The sequence below is a fragment of the Halomonas sp. AOP7-B1-5 genome (genome assembly GCF_052353045.1).
In the GTDB taxonomy this organism is placed as follows: domain Bacteria; phylum Pseudomonadota; class Gammaproteobacteria; order Pseudomonadales; family Halomonadaceae; genus Vreelandella; species Vreelandella colorata.
In genome coordinates this window covers 103,599-125,976 of record NZ_JBQTDC010000005.1, presented here as the reverse complement: position 1 = coordinate 125,976, position 22,378 = coordinate 103,599, and the positions used below count along the sequence as shown (strand labels likewise).

The following is a 22,378-nucleotide window of genomic DNA, read 5'->3' as shown; positions in this document are numbered from 1 at the left end:
GACGCCAGCTTAAGACTTTTGGATGAAGAGTGGGGTTTAAAGGAATTTAGGCATAGACGTATTCAATAAGCCGTACCAACATGTAAACAGAAACACCTATACGTGCCTTGGTTTTAATAAACAACAACAATCATTACCAAAGGAGCCGCGCATATGAGTGCTGTTATCCTGCTATTAATCGGACTTGGGGCAATGGCTTTAGGATACTTTGTGTATTCCAAATTTATTGCTCAAAAGATCTATAAGTTAGACCCCAATTTCAAAACCCCTGCCCATGAATTCGAAGACGGTATCGACTATGTACCGACCAACCGCTTCGTGCTCTGGGGGCATCACTTCACCTCGGTTGCTGGGGCGGCACCCATCGTAGGGCCTGCTATTGCAGTAATATGGGGCTGGGCACCCGCGTTTTTATGGGTGGTGTTTGGCACCATCTTTTTTGCCGGTGTACATGATTTTGGCGCTATTTGGGCAAGCGTGCGCAATAAAGCCAAATCGGTAGGCGCCTTGACGGGCGATGTGGTGGGTAAGCGGGCCCGCAGCATTTTCATGATCGTGATCTTCCTGGTGCTGCTCATGGTCAATGCCGTGTTTGCCGTGGTAATTGCCGGGTTGATGATGAATTTCCCCAGTGCGGTGGTGCCGGTGTGGGGCGCGATTTTTGTGGCCCTGATCATTGGCCAACTGATCTATCGGCGGATAATGAGCCTAGCGGTGGTATCTGTAGTAGGCGTTATCGCTCTTTATGCGCTGATTGGCATTGGTCCTATGGTGCCCGTACAAATGCCAGCCGAAGTTGCCGGGATGTCGGGTAATGCGATCTGGATCATAATTCTATTTGGCTACGCGGCCATCGCATCACTTTTACCGGTATGGATGCTGCTGCAGCCACGGGACTACATCAACGGTTTGCAGCTATTTATCGGCCTGCTGATTCTTTACGGAGCGCTGGTACTGCTTAACCCAACGTTGGTCGCGCCTGCCTTTAATGACAATGTGCCTGCCGGCACGCCTTCGATGATACCGCTGCTTTTTGTAACGATTGCTTGCGGTGCAATATCAGGCTTTCACGGGCTGGTCTCTTCAGGTACCACTTCCAAGCAGCTCAATAAAGAAACCGACGCGCGGTTTGTAGGCTACTTTGGTGCGGTAGGCGAAGGCATGCTGGCGCTAGCGGCTATTCTGGCAGCCACCGCAGGGTTTGCGACATTTGGCGATTGGCAGGCCATGTACAGCGCCTTTGGCCAAGGTGGGGTAAATGCGTTTGTAGAAGGCGGGGCATTTATCATCCATAACGGCCTTGGGCTGCCCCAGGCTACCGCGGCGACGCTTTTAACCGTCATGGCCGCGCTGTTTGCAGGCACTACCATGGATACCGGCTTACGCTTGCAGCGCTATATCTTCCAAGAGTGGGGCGATATCTATAACCAGCAATGGATGAAAAAACCTTCGCTAGCAACCGCACTTGCCGTTGGCACCTGCCTTTTACTGGCGTTTGGCGCCGGCGGTGCGAATGGCTCCGGTGGCTTGATTATCTGGCCGCTGTTTGGCACCACCAACCAGCTGCTGGCCGGGCTAACGCTCTTGGTGATTACGGTTATGTTGGTACGCCTGCGGCGCCCCATGTGGTACACCCTGGCGCCTCTGTGCTTCTTGCTGGTCATGACTATTCTGGCGCTTCTTATCCAGCTGCGTACCTTCTGGAATCAGGGCAACATGTTCCTGTTAGTGCTGGATATTGTGGTGCTGATGGCGGCGATTTTGGTTGCGATGGAGTGTGCCGCAGCGCTTAAACGCTCGCGCGCTGAAATGGCGGCCCAAGGCGACTAAATAAGAGGGCATCATAATGCGCGATGACTCGGATAAAGTGGCGTCATCCAAGCGTGATACGTTGCGGGCCTGGTTGGGGCAGGCCCGTTTTTTCACCGAAGAGGTCTACAGCGCGCGCTACCGTGGAGCTATTGCACGGGCGCGCCGTGATGAAGATGACCTGTTCATGCTGTTAGTCTTTTCAGAAATGATGGGAGTACCCAATCCCGCGTCCTATTACACGCTGGAGCTTCAGCCGCTGTTGCTTGAGCGTTTTCACGACTGGCATACGCGAATGGGCATGGAGCATTCGCCGCTGGATCATTTTCGCTGCTGCTAACGCGTCATTTCGGGGTTAATACATCCTGGATAAATGGCCTCATAGATAGATAGCTAAATGAACTTATAAATAGGTAAATGAACTTATAGATAGGTAGCCTATGCAATCAGTTCTCAACCGCCGCTTACTGTGGGTAGGCGGCAAAGGCGGCGTGGGTAAAACAACCGTCGCGGCCTCTTTGGCGATTCTTGCGGCCAGGCGCAATAAGCGCGTACTGGTGGTTTCAACTGATCCCGCGCATAGCCTGGGTGATGTGTTTGATCGCACGTTAGGCGATACGCCGCGCCGTTTGTTGCCGAACCTGGATGCCATGGAAATAGATCCTGATAGTGAGGTTGAAGCGCATTTAAATAGAGTCACCCAACAAATGCGCCGCTTCGCTGCGCCTGAAATGATGCAGGAGCTTGAGCGGCAAATGCGCCTCACGCGTCAGTCCCCTGGCACTCAGGAAGCGGCCTTGCTTGAGCGATTAGCTCGGCTGATTCTGGATGATGACGCACCGTATGATCTGGTCATTATCGATACGGCGCCCACAGGGCATACGCTGCGCCTTTTAACTCTGCCCGAAGCCATGGCAGCCTGGACGGATGGACTGTTGGCGCACAACCGAAAATCGGCTGAGTTAAGTGGCGTGTTAAAGCATCTCACGCCTTCACGCGGGCAGGATGTCGCCACCCCCTTTGACAACCCCACGGAAGATGCGCTTTCCGGTCTGGATGAGCGGACCCGAGAAGTAGCGGAAACGCTAATCAACCGTCGGCGGCTGTTTCACCAGGCTCGGCGGCGTATAGAAGATGCCAAGGCGTGCAGCTTTTTATTTGTGATGACTCCCGAGCGGCTACCAATCCTTGAGACACAGCGAGCCGTCAGCGCTTTGGAAGAGGTTAATATTAACGTGGCGGGCGTGCTGGTTAATCGAGTGATACCCAGGGAGGCGGATGGTGCTTTTTTGCAGGCACGACGCGTGCAGGAGGCGACCTACCTTGAGCGCATCGATACGCTGTTTAAGCATCTTCCTCGCTCCACACTGCCCTGGCTGGCGACCGATGTACAAGGGATCGACGTGTTAGAATCGCTGGCTGATAAGCTTGAGCACCAGGGTTTTTAATAGCGAGTTTTAATGCTGGTTTTTAATAAGGGTTTTGATGCGCGTTCTATTACTCTCGGCGTACGAAGCGGTAAGTCACCGTTATTGGGCAGACAGTTTAATGGCTAATCTTCCTGAAGTGGCGTGGCAAACGCTGAGTTTACCGCCGCGTCACTTTGCCTGGCGAATCCGCGGTAACCCGCTTAGCTGGTGGCTAAAAGAGCATGAGACGCTCAACCAACCCTATGATGTGGTGCTGGCAACGTCCATGGTGGATCTGGCGACGCTGATCGGGCTTTTTCCCCATTTAGGGCGGGCCAGGAAAATTGTCTATTTTCACGAAAACCAGTTTGCCTACCCGGAGTCCAGCGACCAGATGCCCCAGGTAGAGGCCAAGATGGTAAACCTCTACGCCGCGCTTGCCGCCGATACCGTTGTATTTAACACCGCTTATAATCGCGACTCTTTCTTTGCTGGCGTACGCGCATTTCTAAAGAAAATGCCCGAAAACCTGCCTGCCGCAAAGCCCCTTGAAGCGTTACGCTCGCGTGCCCACGTACTGCCCGTGCCGCTTGCTCCGATTACTGGGGCGAACGCTAGCCGTTCGGTGCCCCAGCGTATTGTGTGGAACCACCGCTGGGAATACGACAAGAACCCAGACGATTTTTTTAATGTGTTAATCGCTTTAAGCGAGCAGGGGGTTGATTTTGAGCTAGTCGTGTTGGGCCAGCGCTTTCGACAAACACCGCCCATTTTTGATATTGCTCAGGAGAAGCTGGCAGCGCATATAGTGGCCTGGGGGCCGCAGCTGGAGCAGGAATACCGTGAACTCCTGGCGACCGCCGGTATCGTGGTATCAACTACCTGGCATGAGTTTCAGGGGCTGGCGATCATGGAAGCCGCCCAGCAGGGTGCTCTGCCATTGGTGCCGGACAGGCTGTGCTTTCCTGAACTATATACTGACAGCTACCGTTACGATGGCACTTCAGAAGGGCTCTATCAGCGGTTACATGCCTGGCTTACTACCCCTGAAACACGCCCCAGTGTTTTAAACACCGAGGCTTGGGCGTGGTCTGCCTGGCGTGAGGCGTATCGTTCGTTGCTTGCACCGGACATGGCAGGCGTTGCGTCAGACAAGTGAGTCAAGGCGCCGCGTTGGCCAGTGAACGACGGCCGTGTGACGGCGCATTTTTTGAGCAAGAACGGGATGCTCGCGACGAATCACCTGCTCGGCGAAATCGGATAAAAAGCGTGACTTCAACATCGCGCGGGCGCGGTCAACGCCGCTATGCTGATAAGGCGTTGAGGCCAGCAGCATAAAACCGTCATCAGGAATTCTGCCTGCCTGCATATTGGCTTCGAGGATGGTGGCAGCGGTGCCGATCGGCTCGGCTAAATCGGGGCCGTAAGGGCCAATAATGAGTGCGGTATTCGGCAAATGTAAAAAGTCGAACCCACGTCCGATACAAATCGCCCACTCACGATGTTCGATATCCAGTTCACGCTCAACACCTTGCAGATCATTAACGTGAGCCAGATTACCCTCAAGCAGAGGCAGTAAGTCCCGGCGCATATCGGCGGGCATGTCGGGGCATACGGCCTGTAGATGAGCACTTAGGGCTTCGATAGGCTGCCCGAGCCATTCGCGAATATCCAGAACCGCGTCATCCTGGCCATGAAGTATCAACGCGTCGCTGTCAGTTTCAAACCCGCATACCAGCGGGTAGACCTGCTGATGGTCCTCGCCAAACAGCTGACCTGCTTGGCGGGCAATCGCATAGGCGTGCGCTTTGGCTGCCTGAGTATCACAACCAAACCCGGCACACCCCCGCGCTTGATTGCCGTGAGAAAAGTGATAGGTGATCAGCAGTAACGTGCCCCGTCCAGCGTTAGCGGCATCAACGACGGTGTCGGTGAGTAGCTCACCCAGATACGGCCAGCCTAAATCGAAAATTCCACCAAGGTTGCGAAATGGGGTAATGATACCCAACGGTGTGCGGGTGGCGTGGGGAATATGGATACGTCCATCCATGCACTTCATGACTACGATGGATGTCGGATGCTGCGCCAGATAGCGCTGGCGCGAAAGCCAGGCGCCGGGACTGCAGAAGTGTTCAGCGTGCTGGCGGGATAACGCAAATAGAGCATCGATGCGCTGCTCAATGGGTTGGCTATGTAGCAGAGTAGCAGGCATCGGCATAAGGGCATCCTAGTGTAAAAGTAGGCTAGGCGAGTTCGGTTTTATCCGGAAACTCGCACAGGTCTTCGATTATGCAGCTTCCGCAACGCGGTTTGCGGGCAATACATGTATATCTGCCGTGAAGGATAAGCCAGTGATGGGCGTCCTGCCGGAATCCTTTGGGCACATGGCGTATCAGCTTTTGCTCCACCTCAACGACGTTTTTACCCTTGGCGATACCGGTACGGTTTGAAACACGAAAGATATGCGTATCGACCGCAATAGTTGGCTGCCCGAACGCCGTATTTAGAATCACATTGGCGGTTTTACGCCCCACACCCGGCAACGCTTCTAACGCGATGCGTGTGTCGGGCACGACGCCACTGTGCTGATTAACCAGAATATGGCAGGTCTTCATCAAGTTTTCAGCTTTGGTGTTATAGAGGCCGATCGTCTTGATATGCGTTTTAAGCTCATCGATACCCAAATCGATGATTGCCTGGGGCGTATTGGCAACGGGGTAGAGCCGCGCGGTTGCCTTATTGACGCCGACATCGGTGGCTTGCGCAGAAAGTAGCACCGCCGCCAGCAGCTCGAAAGGTGTGGTCCAGTTGAGTTCAGTCGTGGGGTGCGGGTCCGCTGCCTGAAGGCGAGCAAAAATTTCATGGCGCTTTTGGGCATTCATGGCGTGTCTCTACGGTTACTTGATAATGCCGGTGACCCGGACGCGACGTTCTGAGCGCGGTGAGGCCGCTGCAGGTAGGGCGCGCGCGGCGCTGCGCTGGTCCAGCACGTTTTTCAGTGCAATCAGCAGGCCTGCAACGAAAAAGGCCCCGGGTGGCAGAACAAAAAACAGAAATTGATAATCGTCTACCAGGGTAAGCTGCCAGTTGGCCGCGAACGGGCCAAACAGTAGCGCCATATCGCTAAACAGCGTGCCTTGACCCAGCAGCTCGCGCAGCCCTCCCAGCACCACCAGAACGCTACCAAACCCAACGCCCATCATCAGGCCATCGAGTGCGGCAAGACCAACAGGCTGGCGGGAGGCAAACGCATCGGCACGGCCTAAAATGGCACAGTTCGTGACAATCAGCGGAATGAAAATACCCAGCAGCTGATAGAGCGGGTAGGCATAGGCGGCCATTAATAGCTCCGCACAGGTAACAAAGGCGGCGATGATCATCACAAACGCCGGGAGCCGAACGGTGCTGGGAACCTGATGACGCACCAGGGATACGGCAGTACTCGCGCCTACCATCACAAACAGCGTAGCAATGGCTAACCCCAGCGAGTTGACCACGGTCGTGCTGACGGCCAGAAGCGGACACAGCCCCAACAGTTGCACCAATGCGGGGTTATTGGCCCACAGGCCTTCATGGGTTAGCGTTTGCCATTGATTCATTGAGAGGGCTCCTCAGCGCTAGTGGGTAACGGCATCTCGGCGACATACTGCAAGGCCGTGTAAACTGCCTGAACGACAGCGCGAGGCGTAATGGTCGCCCCGGTAAATCCATCAAACTGCCCACCGTCTTTTTTAACCGCCCAGGCGCTGGGTGGCAGCTCATCAAGACTTAGCCCGTTAAACCGGGTAATCCAATCGCTGCGCTGGCGTTCGATCTTATCGCCCAGGCCTGGGGTTTCCTGATGGTAGGTAACCCGCACACCGCTAATGCGCTGCTGCTCATCAATTCCTACTAACAAGTCAATCTCACCGCTATAACCCTGACGGGTAATGACCGGTAGAATAATGGCGCGGTGATTGTCACGGCTTATTTGCCAGCCTATAGCGGGTTTGCGATGGCCTAAGGCATCAGCATCAGGCAGGTCAAATGTACTTTCCAGAAGCTGATCAATCGATGTGTCGGCGAAGGCCTGAGGCAGTACCGCCTGCAGCTGGCGGTGTTGATAGGCCTGCTGGTGCTGTGTAATGCGCTCAGCCGTCAACGCGCGGGTGACGGCAACGCTGCCCGCAGTAATCAGCGCAAAGACACCCAGTGTGAAAGCACCGCGCCGCATGGCACTCATGGGTGTCATCGTGGTACTCCAGGTGCGTCTTTTGCGTGCCCTGTTGGGCGGGGTACTGTATATAGGTCGATCAGCGGGACACAAAGGTTCATCAATAGAACGGCAAAGGCCACGGCATCCGGATAGCCGCCCAGGTTGCGAATCACCATAATCAGCACCCCAATACCCGCGCCATACAGCAACTTGCCGCGCTGGCTGGTCGCGGCGGATACCGGATCGGTGGCAATAAAGAAAGCCCCAAACAGCGTGGCGCCGGTTAATAGGTGAAAAATCGGCGATGCAAAGCGGTCAGAGTCGCTCAGATAAAATAGCGCTGCGAGTGCCACTAAACTGCCCAGCAGGGCGGCGGGAATGTGCCAACTGATAATCCGTTTAGTCAGCAGTAGTACACCGCCCGCAAGCCAGGCGAGGCTAATGGTGTACCAGGCGGTGAGCGTTTTTTCAGGCAGCGGGCTGCTTAACCAGAACTGTTGGGCAGACAGCTCCTCTGCTTTATGTTTAAACGCATCCAGTGGCGTGGCACCGCTAAGCGCATCAAGCTGGGGAGTAGGTAACGTGCCCAGGATTTGTGCCCAAAGCGTATCGTTAATCAGCGGCTGAGGCGGCGCCCATAGGGTCATATAGGTAGGAAACGAGACCAGGAGTAGGGCATAGCCCACCATGGCCGGATTAAACGGGTTATGCCCCAAGCCGCCATAAAGCTGCTTGGCGATCACTACGGCGGCTAGCATACCTACCCCTATTAGCCACCAAGGGCTTGCCGGGGGTAATGAAGCGCCTAGCAGTACACCGGTCAGTAATGCGCTGGTGTCTGTTAACGCTGGCGCTATGGGGCGGCTACGAACATGCAGCATGGCCGCCTCAAGAAGGACGCCCATTATCGACGCCAGGGCAATATTGCTAAGTACGCCCAAGCCAAAGTGATAGGTCATGGCCAACACCCCAGGCAGCGTGGCTATCACCACCCAGCGCATTAATGAGGCCGTTGGCGGAGCCATTAATAGAGACGAGGCATCATCAACCTGCGAGGCGTGAAACATACTCATGGAGTGTCCTCAGCGGTAGGTGCTTTAGCGCTTTCACGCGCTTGGGCCAGCTGCAAGTCGGCGGCTTTAAGATTTTCCTGGGCGGTAGCCAGCAGCGTTTCCAGATCTTCATGAGCTTGCTGTGGCTCTTGCTGGGCTGCTCGTGCAAGGACTTTTTCGGCTTTTCTAACCGCCGCCTTGGCCGCCGTTTGAGCAATGCGCAGGCTACGCAAATCGACGGGAGGAGCGCTGGCGCTCTCGTTGTTGACATCCCCATCGGTGGGCTTGTTGTGAGCTAACCGGGCCTGGCGGCGAGCCTGCTTTTCGGCTTCTTCACGGGCTAAGCGTGCCTGACGAAACTCGAAGCGATGTTTGGCATGTTCGGCCTTGGCTGCCTCAATCCTGTTGTGACGAAGACGGCCTTTCGCTTCGCGGTAATCATCAACCAGCGGTATATGGCTCGGGCAAACGTAGCTGCAGGCACCACACTCAATGCAGTCAAAAAGGTGGTAGCGCTCAAGCTTGTCATCGTCCTGGGCACGGGCGTACCAGTGTAACTGCTGAGGAAGAAGCTGGGCGGGACATACGTGTTCACACGCACCGCAGCGAATACAGGGTGACTCCGTTGGTGCGAAAGGCAACTCTTCAAGCGTTGCTGCAATCAGGCAATTAGTGGTCTTTGTGACGGGCGCATCAAGCGTTTCAACTGAGCTGCCCATCATCGGCCCACCCTGGATAACGCGGCTGAGCCGGGCGTTATCCAACCCTGCTTGGGTTAAAAGTATCTCAATAGGCGTGCCCAAACGCACCCAGTAGTTGCCCGGTTGGGCAATGGCTTCCCCGCTTAGCGTTACTACCCGTTCAACCAGCGGTTGACCATCACGCACCGCGTAAAGTGCTGCCAATAACGTGCCGGGGTTGTGGCAAAGCACCCCCACATCCGCCGGCAGGCCTTGGCTCGGCACCGTTCGATTCAACAGCTTTTTAATTAACTGTCGCTCGCTGCCGCTTGGGTAACGTGTAGGAATAACCGTTAACGTAACGCTTGCAGGCTGGCTTTGTGATATGGCGCGCTTTAACGCGGCAATGGCCTCGGGTTTATTATCTTCAATACCGATAACAATCTGCTGGGCGCCGCACAACGAGGCAATTAATTGAGCACCTTCGAGCACTTCGTCTGGGTAGCAGCGCAGAGTTAGGTCATCGGCCGTAATATAGGGTTCGCATTCGGCGGCATTAATCACCAGCGTATCGATAGCGTGGCGCTCAATCACCCGGGCTTTGATATGGGTTGGAAACCCGGCACCGCCTAGCCCAACCACACCGCTTTCGTCCAAGCGGGTAAGCAGAACAGGCGCATCTGTTGCGCGCCAATCAAGCGGGGGCAGGTTTTGCCGGGTATCCTGACCATCACTGTCAATTACGATAGTATCGCCATCCATCTGGCTAACCGTGCCGCTGACCGTTGCGTGCACAGCGGCGGATATCAGGCCATCGCGTTTAGCGATCAGGCTACCCGTATGGACGTTATCGCCGAGGCTAACGCAGGGCGTTGCCGGGCGGCCGCTATGCTGACGCAAGGGGAGCACTACCTGTGCAGGTAGGGGAGCGCGGCGTAGCGGTGATTGCGCCGAACGGGCTTTGCGCTCGGGAGGATAAACACCGCCTGGGAAATCAAATAGGCGTGCCATCTAGCCCCCTGGTTGTTGGTGTACGGTTGCTGGTATACGGTCGCTTGCAATGACACTGTGATCGGGAGACACAATCGGTTGCCACTGGCTAAGGGGCGTACTCCTGGGAAGCATATCGATACAGTCTACCGGGCAAGGGTCGACGCATAAGTCACAGCCCGTGCACTCATCTTCAATAACGGTATGCATCTGTTTGGCGGCGCCAATAATGGCGTCCACTGGGCACGCCTGAATGCACTTGGTACATCCGATGCACTCAGCTTCACGGATAAACGCTACCTTTGCTTCGCTGGGGGCGTCCCCATCAAGCGGCTCGGGCTCGCGGCCAAGTAAATCGGCCAGGGCATGAATGGTTGCCTCGCCGCCAGGCGGGCACTTGTTCAGGGCATCGCCTTCATTAATCGCTTCAGCATAAGGGCGGCAGCCTGGGAAGCCGCACTGGCCGCACTGAGTTTGGGGCAGCAGCGCATCAATCTGGTCAACAAGCGGATGCTCGTCGCCCTTGAAGCGCTCGCTAACGGCTCCTAATAGAGCGCCGAAGCCAACCCCTAAGCCAGTGAGTATGCCAATGGCGCTGACAATACCCCAGAGAGAGAACGTATCGCTCATGGTATTGAATTACCCTTGGGTTAAACCGGAAAAACCGAGAAAGGCGAGTGACATCAAGCTGGCGGTAATCATGGCGATAGCGGCACCCCTGAACGGCTTGGGAATATCCGCCCCGGCTAAACGCTCACGCATGGCGGCAAAAAGCACCAGGATCAATGAAAACCCCAGCGCCGCGCCAAGCCCGTAAAGCGTGGTATGGAAAAAGCTTAACTCGCGGTTGAGCGAGAGCAGGGCGACACCCAACACCGCACAGTTGGTCGTGATCAAAGGCAGAAAGATGCCCAGTACTTGATGCAGCAGCGGGCTTAAATGGCGCACCATAATCTCGGTGAACTGCACAACTGCGGCAATCACCACAATAAAGCTGATGGTGCGCAGATAGGTCACATCCAGCGGCACCAACAGGCCGTAATAGACAACGTAGCTTGCAGCCGAGGCAAGTGTTAATACGAAAGTGGTCGCCAGCGACATGCCCATGGCAGATTCCAGCTTATTGGAAACCCCCATAAACGGGCACAGCCCCAAAAACTGTACCAATACAAAATTATTGACCAGCGCCGTGCTGATCAGAATGATAAATAACTCGCTCATAGTGACGTATCGTGGCTGACGACAGAAAAATCAGCATTAGGCGGTGTGAATATCTTGACCTGGTGGCGTCCTGCCGCTTTGGCGCTATAAAGCGCTTGATCGGCGGTGCTCATTAGTACATTCGGAGAAATATCGGTGCCTTCGTCAAGCGACCCGATTCCTACGCTAATAGTAAAATAGGGCGCTACGGGCGAGGCCAGATGAGGAAATGCTAAAGCATCTATCGTGTCATGCAGCAACTGACCAATATGTTTTGCCTGTTGGGCAGAGGTATTGGGCAGTAATGCGCTAAATTCTTCACCCCCGGTTCGGGCGATTAAAAAATCATGCGTGGTGGCCACTTTTTGCAGTGCCTGGGCGACCTGCTGCAAGCACTGGTCGCCTTTCTGGTGCCCATAGTGGTCATTGAAAAGCTTGAAATGATCGATATCCAGCATCATCACGGCGAGCGGTTGCGATGACGCCTCCATTTCATGAATGGACGCTTGAAGGCGCTGGTCGAACAGCCGCCGGTTAGGTAGGCCCGTTAAAGAATCATGCGTGGAGAGATTTAAAAGCTCAGCATTAAGCTCACGTTGTCGACTTAGCTGCTGATCAAAGCTTCGCGCTAACAGCCCAATTTCATCGTTACGCTGGCAAAGCAGTGCAGAGTCCAAATTACTGTCTTCACTCATAGTTTGTTTTGCAAAAATGGCCAGTGCTTTAAGTGGCTTTAAAATCATGCGCTCCATAAGCCAGAGTACAAAGCCAATCACAAACAGCATGAGGCAAACTGTCCAGATTAATACATAGCGAATGGTACTAAGGCTTGCTAGATAATGAGTACGGTTAAGTTGAGTGCCCACCAAGATGCTAATGGTGGGCACATTGGTCGGCAGTAAATGATGGGCGTGAATCGTCTCGCCCTCAATGTTGGTAAACGGTATGGGGTCAGAAGTCGGTCGCTGCTCAATGGTGATCGGAAGGCCTGTTACATTTTCCATCTGCGCTACCCATTGTTTATCCATTAAGCGCACTTTGGCTAACCAGCCGGCGCTCGGGCCGCTGCCGTCAGTGCGCAGAATTGGCGTAATGGAGACCATTGCCGGAGCGCTAACCCCTGGTGAAAGAAAATATTGCTGTTCAGGGGTGTTATCTATCGAACGCTGGATACTGTCAATCAACGCTGCCATCCAGGCGCAATCATCAGTAACGCCTGCACAGATTGCAAACTGGTTAGTGTCAGGGTCTAAGCCTGAAAGAAAGTAGATCTCGCCGTTAGCATCAAAAAACGCTATCAACTGGTAGCGCATCTCTCTCATCATATCAGGGCTGAAATTAACGTCGGCGTAGCGTGGATAGTTATTTTGAACGAATTGATAAGTATCGTCCCAGTGAGCCCAATCACGCGCTTGAGCCAGTAGGCTTTGCTGGGCTAAGTCGAGACTGCGTTCAACACGTTTTAGCTCCTGATTAATAACGCCACGCTCTTCTTCGTGCAGGGCGGGAAAAATAAACCATTTACTCATCACGACTAACGAGCATAGAGCGAGCAATAGCACACCACTCAACGCTACTAAAAATTGAAAACGCAGTGATTGAGAGAAGTGCCGAAGCATAATCAGGCCTAAACGGAGAGTCTTGTAAAAGGTTTATTAAGTAATACACGCAAGAAGGGGGGGGGCAGAGTCTGGCCGTCTCTACCCCCTGGAGGTGCTTAAAGGTCGGCTACATTACACGTTGGCCGGGTTCGGCACCAGCATCAGGTGAAAGCAGATAAATGCCGTCTTTATTGGCCGAGGCAAGCACCATACCTTCGGAAAGGCCAAAACGCATTTTACGCGGGGCAAGGTTGGCGACCATGACGGTAAGACGCCCTTCCAGCGCTTCGGGTGCATAGGAACTGCGAATGCCGGAGAAAACATTGCGGGTTTCGCCGCCTAAATCCAGCGTCAATTGCAGCAGCTTGTCGGCGCCCTCTACGTACTGCGCCTTGGTGATACGGGCAATGCGCAGATCTACCTTGGCAAAGTCGTCAAAGCTGATTTCAGCGGCAATAGGGTCATCTGTCAGAGGTCCTTTAGGAGCTTCTTTAAGCTTTTGCTCTTCCACCAGATCCTCCTTTGAGGCTTCAATCATGGCGTCGATTTTGTCACGTTCTACTCGGGTCATCAGGGGCTTGAATTTCTCCACCTCATGGCTCACCAGCACGCTATGACGGCTTTCCCAGTTAAGTGAGTCAAGCTTCAAGAAAGCTTGTGCCTGGGCGGCCATGGTAGGTACCACTGGGGCTAAGTACACCATCAGCTGGCGAAAGAGGTTAATGCCTACTGAACAAATCTCGAGTACTTCTTCGTCACGGCCGTCCTGCTTGGCAAGTGCCCAGGGCTCTTTATCGGCAATATAGGTATTGGCTTCATCAGCCAGTTCCATGATTTTGCGCATGGCACGGCTAAATTCGCGTGCCTCAAAATCCTCGGCGATCTCATCGCCCGCGGCAATAAACCGAGCGACCATCTGCGGTTCGGCGCAGTGCGCGGAAAGCGTACCGCCACCAATCTTTTTTACGAACCCGGCACAGCGGCTGGCGATATTGACCACTTTGCCAACGAGATCCGCATTAACCCGCGCTGAAAAGTCTTCCAGGTTGAGGTCAAGGTCATCAACTTTAGAGGTGAGCTTTGCCGCAAAGTAGTAACGCAAGTACTCAGGATTCAAGTAGTCGGCGTAGGTAGCAGCTTTGATAAATGTGCCACGGGACTTAGACATTTTGGCGCCGTCCACGGTTAGAAAGCCGTGGCAGTTAACCGCAGTAGGCGTGCGTAAATCGGCACCGTGCAGCATGGCCGGCCAGAAAAGTGCGTGGAAATAAACGATATCTTTACCAATGAAGTGATAGACCTCGGCGCTGGAATCCTTATGCCAATAGCTATCAAAATCGATGCCTTCACGCTCGCATAGATTTTTAAAGCTGGCCAAGTAGCCGATAGGCGCATCAAGCCAAACGTAAAAATACTTGCCTGGCGCATCCGGAATTTCAAATCCAAAGTAGGGTGCATCCCGGGAGATATCCCACTCATTAAAGCCTGACTCAAACCACTCCATCAGCTTGTTGCGAATTTGTGGTTGAACATGGCCATCGTTTATCCAGGCCTGTAGAAACGCTTCAAAGTCGGGCAGTTTAAAGAAATAGTGGGTTGAACTGCGCACTTCAGGAATGGCGCCAGAAATAGCTGAGACCGGATTAATTAGGTCGGCTGAGGTATAGGTGGCGCCGCATTTTTCGCAGTTATCGCCATACTGATCCTCCGTCCCGCATTTCGGACAGGTACCCTTGATGAAGCGGTCTGCCAGGAACAGGCCTTTTTGAGGGTCGTACATCTGCTCGATATCGCGGGTAGCAATATGGCCTTTGTCGCGCAGACGCTTATAAATTAGCTCACTGAAGTGACGATTTTCATCGGAATGCGTGGAGTGGTAGTTATCAAAACCCACGCCAAAGCGGGCAAAATCTTCCTGATGATCCTGCGAGACCCGGTCAATCAAGGCTTCCGGTGAAATACCTTCCTGCTCGGCACGCAGCATGATGGCCGTGCCATGAGCGTCGTCGGCACAAACGTAGTAGCACTGCTGGCCACGGCTTTTCTGAAAACGTACCCAGATATCGGTTTGGATATATTCAAGCAAGTGACCGAGGTGAATAGCTCCATTAGCGTAGGGGAGCGCGCTGGTCACCAGAATGTTGCGCGTGGCAGAGTTAGACATGGTGAATGATAATTCCGATTAGGCGATGACAATAAAACGGCGAAGTTAACCGACGGCTTAGCCGGTTAGCGTAATTAAGTGGCGAAGATGCCAGCAGATCAGATGAATAGGACACCTGTATCTTCGCTTTTCATGAGGCTAGTACAGCGCTTGCTCTTCTTGAACGACTTCTTTCAAAAGTTCTAAAAATAGCCTGTCGGCCTCTGAATGCTCGGCAGGATCTTCTGGAATATGCACACTGGTAGTGTCCGAAATTTCATTGGCGATCCGTGCCATAACGGTCGGGCTGCTGCCTTCAGTTAATTGCTGACGAGCGATCACCAGCGACTGTTCAAGAATATTGGGGTCTTGAAGCAATTTACGTATAAAGCCGCGTAGTTCATTAATAATACGCGTTTTTTGAATTTCTGATGCAGACATAAAGCTCTCCTTAACGCCGCGCTTGCGCATATTGGCAAGCGGGGCCAGTCAATGCATTGACCATAGCATTTTTTTGTGGAGCGGGCATGGCTCGACTGGGTCCAAAGCCTATCGCGCAGTCCTATTATTTAAGCGTCAAACGCCCCGCTTTGTGTTTAACGGGGTTGGCATACTGTGCTAACCAGTATGGCCGAAGGTTCTCAGGAATGCTTTCCATACGCGCTTTAAAGCGCTCACGGTCCTGGCGGGTAATCGTCTTGCGAGCCACTAGCTCCGGTGCTTCACCGAGTGCTTCCAGAGCCAGGTAATGGCTTGGGTAAAGCCGATAACCGCCGATAACCTGGCGATCAATCTCAGCTGCTACTTCGTCTGGGGTGGCCATGTCGGCACCTACCGGGGTGCCAAAGCGTAGCTGTACTCGGCCTTTTTCACCGGTAATACCCGAGACAATCGAGCGAATATCTTCAAATTCGCTTTTTGCGTAGCTTCCCTGGTTCGCTATGTCATGCAGCTCCTGGGCTTTTTGCAGGTCACAGGGGTCGTATTCATAGCTGATGGAGACCGGGACGAGTTTAAGTTCAGCCACGGCGTCGCCAAACACCATGTCGCGCTCTGCATTACGCTTGGCCATGGTGAGCATCTTGATGATCGCGGGGTCAGTGCGGTCAATGCCGTTTTTGGCACGCCCTTCACGCTGCGCCATCCAGATAGAGTGGTTATCACCGGTAATCGAGTGGCGAATATAGGCGGAAAGTTGCTGGTAGGCGGCCAGCATGGCGCGTTTGCCGCGTGCGCTCCTCGGAACGATAAAGCTTTTATTAAGCCGCATCAGATCGGTGACATACGGTTTTTTCAGCAAGTTATCGCCGATGGCAATACGCACCGTATCGCGCCCTGCCTGGTAGAGTGCGTAATTAACAAAGGCGGGGTCGAGCGATATATCTCGGTGATTGCCAATAAACAGATAGGCACTTTCTGGATCGAGTTTATCCAGGCCTGAGACTTCAAATGCATCTGTTGTGGTGCGAATCATGCGCTCCATGTAGCTGGCAATGCGCATTTGAAAATCGCGTACCGTCGTGACCCCTTTTACTTCACGCTGTATCGCATTGCTTGCAAGCTTGCGCGCAAGCGATGGAACCCAGCGTGCCATGCGGGGCAATCGAAAGCGGGTAAGCGCATCCAGTAGCTCGCTGTCGCGGGCCAGTCGTGCAAGGACATCGGCCACTTCGGTGTCCGTATACGGGCGTATATCTGCCCACGGGTCGGTGGCATTTAGAGCGTTGGTTACGTCGTTGTGATGAGTCATGCGATCCGTTGGATGATAAACAGTAAAAATCGATTCATTGCAGCGAGATCAAACGTTAGGCATCTGCTGGCGTCGCAGGTTCCTGCTTGTTTTCACCACCCAGCCACTCTATCAGACGCGCAACGTCATCGGATAACGCCTGCGCCATTAAAATAAAGTCGGTTTCAAGTCGGGCCAGGGCGTCATCGCCATCGTCTGCGTGGTCCGCTTCTTCGATCAAGGCATCGCCAAACCGTAGCGATTTAAGCGCGAGGTCGTCATGCAGTACAAAACTTAAGCGGCCTTCCAGGCTCATCGCAAGCTTGCTTGCCTGACGTCCACTTTCCAGCAGTTGCTGAATTTCATCGCTATCCAGATCAACCTGACGGGCGCGGAGTACGCCATCATCGCCCTTGGCTTTAAGTTCAACCTGATCGCCCAACTGTAAATCCGCAGGGCGGCTGGCGGGGTCGCCAAGCCAGGTCGTCATCGCGCGGATGGGTAGCGTCTGGGACGATAAAGGCGTGGCTTTAAGGCTGCCCAGTGTCTCACGGAGTAGATCCAGAAGATCTTCAGCTCGGGTGCGGGAGCTTGCGTTAATGCCAATCAAGTGGCGTCGCGTATCCCACCACAGATCAACCTTCTGGCTGCGCACAAAGGCTCGCGGAAGAAGCGCTTCGGTTACCTGCTCTTTGAGCGCCGTCTTCTCTTTACGTGTGACCTTGCGGCCTTCACGGGCTTCTATGTCAGCAACCTGCTCATCAACTTCTTCTTTCACCACCGAGGCGGGGAGCAGGCGTTCTTGACGCAATACCGAAAGCAAACGCTGGCCTTGAATCTCGTGGAGCAACTGGCCACCGCTAAGCCGTCCTGCGGGAGCTGTCCAGCCCAGGCGTCGGGCATCCGCATTGCCCAGCGGTTTGGCTGCGTGAGCTTGTAGCGCATCAGAAAGTGTTGTGCTGTCGAGCTCTGGCGCGCCGTGTAGGCGATATAAATGCAGGTGCTTAAACCACATGTCACCGATCCTGTTCAAAAGGTGGCACATTATGTCGAAAGCGGGGCATTCCTGCCAGCACCTTACTGTATAGGTGCTTATTGTATGTGTTTTAAACTTGTGTTTGATTAAGTCAATGGCTTATCAGTCGCTTTTTAAGTTTATTGAACAACCACCAAAGGAGTTGTTATGTCCAAGTCGCTCTCTCGCGTTCATCTGCGCGTTCGCGGTTTTCATTTAGATGGTTACGGGCATGTCAACAACGCCCGCTATCTGGAATTTATGGAGGAGGGCCGCTGGGCATTTTTTGACGAACACCCGGCGTTGATTAGCGAGCTTCATGATGCCGGGCGTGCATTTGTCGTGGTGAATCTGAATATTGATTACCGAGCGGCAGCAGGGCATGGCGATGATTTAATCGTATTGACGGGTATTGTGGAGGTGGGCGAGCGAAGCGCCATTTGCCATCATCGAATTTATCGAGACGATGGCGTACTGATTGCCCAAGCCGACCTTACCTTTGTGCTTCTCGATATGCGGGCCAATAAGGCGGCGACCATCGAAGGCAGCGTGAGTCATGCGCTTAAAGGATTGATACTAACCAAAGAGCAGTTTTCGGTATAACAATCAATGCGCGGTACCCGGCTGCCCTTGCTGCGGATGCAGTGGTATGATGTAGCAGTATCTGCGCACCGTCTTGCTGTCTAGCAGTAGCGGTATTTAAGCGCTTTCAACTCTCGCAGTGCCAATGCAGTGCAAAGGATCTGACTTTCATGGGTGACATCGCCAGAGAAATCTTGCCCGTCAATATTGAAGACGAGCTCAAACAGTCGTATCTCGACTATGCGATGAGTGTCATTATCGGCCGCGCGCTACCCGATGTGCGTGACGGTCTGAAACCTGTTCACCGGCGTGTGCTGTTTGCCATGCATGAACTGGGTAATGACTGGAATAAACCGTACAAGAAATCGGCGCGTGTTGTCGGCGATGTCATCGGTAAATATCACCCGCATGGTGATAGTGCGGTTTACGACACCATCGTACGGATGGCGCAGCACTTTTCGATGCGTCACGTTCTGGTCGACGGCCAGGGCAACTTCGGTTCGATTGATGGCGATAACGCCGCCGCCATGCGTTATACCGAAGTGCGCATGTCGCGCCTGGCACATGAGTTGCTGGCGGATCTTGAAAAAGATACCGTCGATTGGGTCGATAACTACGACGGTACCGAACGTATTCCTGCCGTATTGCCCACTAAAGTCCCCAACCTGCTGATTAACGGCTCATCGGGTATTGCGGTAGGTATGGCGACCAATATTCCACCGCATAACATGCGCGAAGTTATCGACGGCTGTTTGGCGTTGATCGATGACTACACGCTGTCGGTGGACGATCTGATGGAGTACATCCCCGGTCCTGATTTCCCGACCGCAGGTATTATCAATGGGCGTGCGGGCATTTTAGATGCTTACCGCACCGGGCGTGGGCGCATCTATGTACGTGCCAGCCACACGATCGAGCACCATGATAAGACGGGGCGTGATCACATCATCATTACCGAGCTGCCTTATCAGGTAAACAAAGCGCGCCTGATTGAAAAAATCGCCGAGCTGGTTAAAGAAAAGAAAATCGAAGGCATTGCCGAGCTGCGCGATGAGTCTGATAAAGACGGCTTGCGGGTCGTTATTGAGATTAAGCGCGGCGAGTCGGGTGAAGTCGTCGTTAATAATCTCTTTGCCCAGACACAGCTTCAAAACGTGTTTGGTATCAATATGGTGGCCCTTGAAAATGGCCAGCCACGCACGCTGAACCTGAAAGAAATGCTGGAAGCGTTTATTCGTCACCGCCGTGAGGTGGTGACGCGTCGGACGCTGTTTGAGCTTAAGAAAGCGCGTGAGCGCGGGCATATATTGGAAGGCCTGGCGGTTGCCATCTCGAATATTGATGAAATCATCGAGATGATTAAAGCCTCGCCCAATGCCGCTGAAGCCAAAGAGAAGCTGTTGACGAAAACGTGGCAGCCTGGCCAGGTCACCGGGATGCTAGAGCGGGCGGGCGCCACGTCATGCAAGCCCGAAGAGTTGGATGAAAGCTTTGGCCTTAATCCCTCGGCTACCGAATATCGCCTATCGCCTGCCCAGGCGCAGGCCATTCTTGAGCTGCGGCTGCATCGCTTAACTGGCCTTGAGACCGAGAAGCTGCTCAATGAGTACCTGGCTATTCTGGAAAGAATCGCCGAGCTGACCGAAATCCTTGCCTCGGCCGACCGGTTGATGGAAGTGATTCGCGAAGAGTTGCATGCCGTACGCGATCAATACGGCAATGATCGCCGCACTGAAATTCAGGCAAGCCATCTGGATCTGTCGATCGAAGACCTGATTGCCGAAGAAGACATGGTGGTTACCGTATCACGCTCTGGCTACGCTAAAACCCAGCCGCTTTCGGATTATCAAGCGCAGCGGCGTGGAGGACGCGGCAAGTCGGCAACGTCGATGAAAGACGAGGATGTGATTGAACATCTGCTCGTTGCTTCAACCCACGATACCGTTCTGCTGTTCTCCAACCGCGGTAAAGTGTATTGGCTGAAAGTGTACGAGATGCCGTCCGCTAGCCGTGGTTCGCGCGGCAAGCCTCTGGTCAATATGCTGCCGCTGGAAGAGGGCGAATCGGTTAACGCCATTCTACCGGTACGTGATTACGATCCGGAACACTATATCTTCTTCGCGACCGCCAATGGCACCGTGAAGCGGACAAGCCTTGAGCAGTTCTCTCGTCCGCGTAGCGTAGGCCTGATTGCCATCGACCTGGAAGAAGGCGACCGTCTGGTCGGCGCGGCCATTACGTCAGGCTCTGACCATGCCATGTTGCTCTCTTCGAATGGTAAAGCGATCCGTTTTGAAGAAGGCAAGGCGCGCGCAATGGGCCGTACCGCTCGCGGTGTGCGTGGCATGCGTCTGGCGGATGGCGCTGAAGTAATCAGCCTGATTATCCCCAAAAGCCAGCAGATTGACGCGGAAGCCGATGCCGATGTGGTTGCAGAAGGTGTTGAAGAAAACGCCACTGAAAGCACTCAGGTAGAAGGTCAGATCTACATTCTGACGGCCAGTGAAAATGGTTACGGTAAGCGTACGCGTCTGGAAGAGTTCCCGCTGCGTGGGCGTGGCGGTCAAGGTGTTATCGCCATGCAAACCAGTGAGCGCAACGGTTCGCTGGTAGCCGCCATGCAGGTTTATGACAGCGATGAAATGATGCTGATTACAGACCGTGGCACGCTGGTGCGTACACGCGTGGAAGAGGTTTCTACCACTTCGCGTAATACCCAGGGCGTCATGCTGATTCGTCTGGGTAAAGAAGAAAAACTGGTTAAAACCGTGCGTGTTGATGAGCCTGTTGACAGTGAACTGGAGACACTGGTTGACGAGGGCGAGCAAGACAACGCGGACGCAAGCGCACAGGACACTGGGACTGATGACACGTCACTATAACTTTTGTGCAGGGCCAGCGGCCCTGCCTGTTGCGGTGCTCGAAAGGGCCCGCAGCGAGCTGGTGGACTATCAAGGGCGTGGCTTGTCCGTTATGGAGATGAGCCACCGCAGCGATGAGTTTGTCGCGATTGCGGAAAAGGCAGAGGCGGATTTTCGCCAGCTGCTCGGCGTGCCCGAAAATTATAAAGTGCTGTTTTTGCAAGGCGGTGCCAGCCTGCAATTTTCCATGCTGCCCATGAACCTGTTGGGTCAGGGTGGCAGTGCTGACTTTATTCAGACAGGCATTTGGGGCAAAAAGGCACTTAACGAAGCCAAGCGGCTGGGCTATGCGTGTCATGTGGCGGGCAGCAGCGAGCCTAACGGGCACGTTGCTGTGCCTGAGCATGATGTACTGCGGGTCAGCAAAGACGCTGCCTATCTGCACTACACCTCCAATGAAACGATTGGTGGTCTGGAGTTTGATTACACGCCGCACATGACACGTGAGGATGGTCAATCCGTTCCGCTAGTGTGCGATATGTCATCCAACATTCTTTCCAAGCCAATTGATGTCTCGGAGTTTGGCGTTATCTACGCCGGAGCACAAAAGAATATAGGCCCTGCGGGATTAACACTGGTGGTGGTGCGTGATGATCTAATAGGCCGCGCTAAGCCCGATATTCCTTCGTTGTTTGATTATCAAATGCTGGCGGAAGCCGGGTCCATGGTGAATACACCGCCAACCTATGCATGGTATTTGGCTGGGCTTGTCTTCGAATGGTTGCGCAATGATATCGGTGGTCTAACGGCTATGGATGCAATCAATCAGCGCAAGTCGGACAAACTCTATGCCGCCATTGAAGCCAGCGATTTTTATAGCAATCCGATTGCTGAACAGAACCGCTCACGCATGAACGTGCCGTTTGTGCTAGCCGATTCAGCGCTCGATAAGGCTTTTTTGCAAGAAGCGGATCAGGCTGGGCTGCTAAATTTAAAAGGCCATCGCAGCGTGGGAGGAATGCGCGCCAGTTTATACAATGCGGTGCCCGAAGAAGCAGTCGATGCATTGGTGGCTTTTATGGCAGATTTTGAAAAACGAAGGGGCTAATAAC

The 22,378-nt window shown here is 53.8% G+C and carries 20 protein-coding genes; 7 read left to right on the top strand and 13 right to left on the bottom strand.

The window, feature by feature from the left end:
- Positions 1-153: 153 nt before the first annotated feature.
- The 4 genes from ACT3XD_RS04695 to ACT3XD_RS04680 all read left to right on the top strand — a co-directional run bounded on the left by ACT3XD_RS04695 (position 154) and on the right by ACT3XD_RS04680 (position 4,377).
- A complete protein-coding gene (locus ACT3XD_RS04695; RefSeq protein ID WP_192537905.1) occupies positions 154-1,830 on the top strand; it encodes a carbon starvation CstA family protein in 1,677 nt (558 codons plus the stop codon).
- 16 nt (positions 1,831-1,846) lie between these two features.
- Positions 1,847-2,149, top strand: coding sequence for a cory-CC-star protein (locus ACT3XD_RS04690; RefSeq protein ID WP_192537904.1), 303 nt, complete (start codon positions 1,847-1,849; stop codon positions 2,147-2,149).
- Between the two features lie 100 nt (positions 2,150-2,249).
- Positions 2,250-3,257: an ArsA family ATPase gene (locus ACT3XD_RS04685; protein ID WP_192537903.1), complete on the top strand. Its 1,008-nt coding sequence runs from the start codon at positions 2,250-2,252 to the stop codon at positions 3,255-3,257.
- Between the two features lie 37 nt (positions 3,258-3,294).
- Positions 3,295-4,377 carry a tRNA-queuosine alpha-mannosyltransferase domain-containing protein gene (locus tag ACT3XD_RS04680; protein WP_192537902.1) on the top strand — a complete coding sequence of 361 codons (1,083 nt, stop codon included), beginning with the start codon at positions 3,295-3,297 and terminating at the stop codon, positions 4,375-4,377.
- Here the strand turns inward: ACT3XD_RS04680 and ACT3XD_RS04675 are convergent.
- The 13 genes from ACT3XD_RS04675 to ACT3XD_RS04615 form a co-directional block, all read right to left on the bottom strand.
- A complete protein-coding gene (locus ACT3XD_RS04675) occupies positions 4,366-5,436 on the bottom strand; it encodes a carboxysome shell carbonic anhydrase domain-containg protein (RefSeq protein ID WP_192537901.1) in 1,071 nt (356 codons plus the stop codon). The two genes, ACT3XD_RS04680 and ACT3XD_RS04675, sit on opposite strands and share 12 nt — an antisense overlap.
- A 25-nt stretch (positions 5,437-5,461) precedes the next feature.
- Positions 5,462-6,100, bottom strand: a complete 639-nt coding sequence (gene nth / locus ACT3XD_RS04670; RefSeq protein WP_192537900.1) for an endonuclease III — start codon at positions 6,098-6,100, stop codon at positions 5,462-5,464.
- Between the two features lie 15 nt (positions 6,101-6,115).
- On the bottom strand, positions 6,116-6,817 hold the full coding sequence (locus ACT3XD_RS04665) for an electron transport complex subunit E (RefSeq protein WP_192537899.1): 702 nt from the start codon (positions 6,815-6,817) through the stop codon (positions 6,116-6,118).
- Complete coding sequence (gene rsxG / locus ACT3XD_RS04660; protein WP_192537898.1) at positions 6,814-7,449, bottom strand: electron transport complex subunit RsxG; 636 nt, start codon at positions 7,447-7,449, stop codon at positions 6,814-6,816. The genes ACT3XD_RS04665 and rsxG overlap by 4 nt, the downstream gene beginning before the upstream one ends.
- Entirely contained in the window at positions 7,446-8,486 is a 1,041-nt protein-coding gene (locus ACT3XD_RS04655; RefSeq protein ID WP_192537897.1) for an RnfABCDGE type electron transport complex subunit D, read from the bottom strand. Before ACT3XD_RS04655 ends, rsxG begins: the two co-directional genes overlap by 4 nt.
- On the bottom strand, positions 8,483-10,156 hold the full coding sequence (gene rsxC, locus ACT3XD_RS04650; protein WP_192537896.1) for an electron transport complex subunit RsxC: 1,674 nt from the start codon (positions 10,154-10,156) through the stop codon (positions 8,483-8,485). The genes ACT3XD_RS04655 and rsxC overlap by 4 nt, the downstream gene beginning before the upstream one ends.
- The gene (gene rsxB / locus ACT3XD_RS04645; RefSeq protein ID WP_192537895.1) at positions 10,157-10,765 is read right to left on the bottom strand and encodes an electron transport complex subunit RsxB; all 609 of its coding nucleotides are present in this window, start codon (positions 10,763-10,765) and stop codon (positions 10,157-10,159) included.
- Between the two features lie 9 nt (positions 10,766-10,774).
- Complete coding sequence (gene rsxA / locus ACT3XD_RS04640; protein WP_018916043.1) at positions 10,775-11,356, bottom strand: electron transport complex subunit RsxA; 582 nt, start codon at positions 11,354-11,356, stop codon at positions 10,775-10,777.
- Entirely contained in the window at positions 11,353-12,864 is a 1,512-nt protein-coding gene (locus ACT3XD_RS04635) for a sensor domain-containing diguanylate cyclase (RefSeq protein WP_192537894.1), read from the bottom strand. Before ACT3XD_RS04635 ends, rsxA begins: the two co-directional genes overlap by 4 nt.
- Before the next feature lie 199 nt (positions 12,865-13,063).
- Positions 13,064-15,100 (bottom strand): methionine--tRNA ligase, encoded by a 2,037-nt coding sequence (metG, locus tag ACT3XD_RS04630; RefSeq protein ID WP_192537893.1) that lies wholly within the window; start codon positions 15,098-15,100, stop codon positions 13,064-13,066.
- A 138-nt stretch (positions 15,101-15,238) separates the two neighbouring features.
- Entirely contained in the window at positions 15,239-15,520 is a 282-nt protein-coding gene (locus ACT3XD_RS04625; protein ID WP_192537892.1) for a hypothetical protein, read from the bottom strand.
- Between the two features lie 124 nt (positions 15,521-15,644).
- Positions 15,645-16,829 (bottom strand): 1-acyl-sn-glycerol-3-phosphate acyltransferase, encoded by a 1,185-nt coding sequence (locus ACT3XD_RS04620; RefSeq protein ID WP_192537891.1) that lies wholly within the window; start codon positions 16,827-16,829, stop codon positions 15,645-15,647.
- A gap of 55 nt (positions 16,830-16,884) precedes the next feature.
- Positions 16,885-17,823 (bottom strand): recombination-associated protein RdgC, encoded by a 939-nt coding sequence (locus ACT3XD_RS04615; RefSeq protein ID WP_192537890.1) that lies wholly within the window; start codon positions 17,821-17,823, stop codon positions 16,885-16,887.
- A 168-nt stretch (positions 17,824-17,991) separates the two neighbouring features.
- Between ACT3XD_RS04615 and ACT3XD_RS04610 the strand changes: the two genes are divergently transcribed.
- The 3 genes from ACT3XD_RS04610 to serC all read left to right on the top strand — a co-directional run bounded on the left by ACT3XD_RS04610 (position 17,992) and on the right by serC (position 22,374).
- The gene (locus ACT3XD_RS04610; RefSeq protein ID WP_192537889.1) at positions 17,992-18,426 is read left to right on the top strand and encodes an acyl-CoA thioesterase; all 435 of its coding nucleotides are present in this window, start codon (positions 17,992-17,994) and stop codon (positions 18,424-18,426) included.
- A gap of 149 nt (positions 18,427-18,575) precedes the next feature.
- Positions 18,576-21,287, top strand: coding sequence for a DNA gyrase subunit A (gene gyrA, locus ACT3XD_RS04605; RefSeq protein WP_192537888.1), 2,712 nt, complete (start codon positions 18,576-18,578; stop codon positions 21,285-21,287).
- A complete protein-coding gene (serC, locus tag ACT3XD_RS04600) occupies positions 21,271-22,374 on the top strand; it encodes a 3-phosphoserine/phosphohydroxythreonine transaminase (RefSeq protein WP_192537887.1) in 1,104 nt (367 codons plus the stop codon). The genes gyrA and serC overlap by 17 nt, the downstream gene beginning before the upstream one ends.
- Positions 22,375-22,378: the final 4 nt, after the last annotated feature.